General features: G+C 59.2%; 1 protein-coding gene. It reads left to right on the top strand.

Annotation, left to right across the window (positions count from 1 at the left end):
* Positions 1–1,109, top strand: a protein-coding gene (locus tag ACFFU4_RS18300; protein WP_377071342.1) for an IS3 family transposase whose coding sequence is annotated in 2 segments (ribosomal slippage) — positions 1–236 and positions 236–1,109 — 1,110 coding nt annotated over the 2 segments. Because the reading frame shifts where the segments join, the coding sequence is not laid out codon by codon here. This gene is flagged as partial in the annotation.

Raw genomic sequence — 1,109 nt, 5'->3', positions numbered from 1 at the left:
GCACGCGCCTGAGTTCAAAGCGAAGGTCGCGCTGGAAGCCCTGAAGGGCGAGGAGACCGCCGCTGAGCTGGCGAGCCGGTTCGGGGTGCATCCAACGATGATCCACCAGTGGAAACGTGCGCTCCTTGAAGGCGCGTCCGGTGTGTTCGAGCGCGGCGGCCGGAAGAAGCCCGAGATCGACGAGGAGCAGGTGAAGGAGTTGCACGCCAAGATCGGGGAGCTGGCGGTGGCCAACTCTTTTTTGGAACGAAAGCTCAAACCCTGGGGCGGGAAGTGAGGCGCGGCATGATCGAGCCCGATCACCCCCAGCTGTCGATCGGCCAGCAGTGCAAGCTGCTGTCGATTTCGCGCTCGTCCTTTTACTACACGCCAAAGGGAGAGACCGAGCAGAACCTCGATCTCATGCGTTTGATTGACGAGCAGTTCCTGGAGACCCCATTCTTCGGTGTCAGGCAAATGACCTGGCACCTGCGCAATGACGGACACCTGGTGAATGAGAAGCGTATCCGTCGGCTGATGCGCCTGATGGGACTGATGGCGATCTACCAGAAGCCCAACACGAGCAGGCCGGCCAAGGGGCACAAGACCTATCCCTACCTGCTGAGAGGTCTGCGTGTGGATCGTTCAAACCAGGTCTGGTGCTCGGACATCACCTACCTGCCCATGCGACGAGGGTTCCTTTATCTCGTCGCCATCATGGACTGGCATACCCGGAAGGTTTTGGCCTGGCGCATCTCGAACACGCTGGAAGCCGACTTCTGTGTTGAGGCATTGAACGAGGCCATCCACAAGTTCGGCCCGCCCGAGATAATGAATACGGACCAAGGATCTCAGTTCACGTCCTTTGCCTGGACGGACCGGCTACGCAGAACCGGCGTACGTATCTCGATGGATGGAAAGGGGCGCTTCCTCGACAACATCTTCATCGAGCGACTGTGGCGGACGCTGAAATACGAATGTGTCTACCTGCATGCCTGGGAGACCGGATCAGAAGCGAAGGCGGGCATCCGCAAATGGATGACCTTCTACAACCACGAACGCCCACACTCAGCCCTTGGCGGCAGACCGCCAGCCGTGGTCTATTGGCTGAGAAAAGACGAAACCCAACC

Origin of the sequence: Roseovarius ramblicola (assembly GCF_042430665.1) — a bacterium.
GTDB classification, from domain to species: Bacteria; Pseudomonadota; Alphaproteobacteria; order Rhodobacterales; family Rhodobacteraceae; genus Roseovarius; species Roseovarius ramblicola.
The sequence above is the reverse complement of the archived record's forward strand: the minus strand, read 5'-3'. Positions and strand labels throughout refer to the sequence as shown.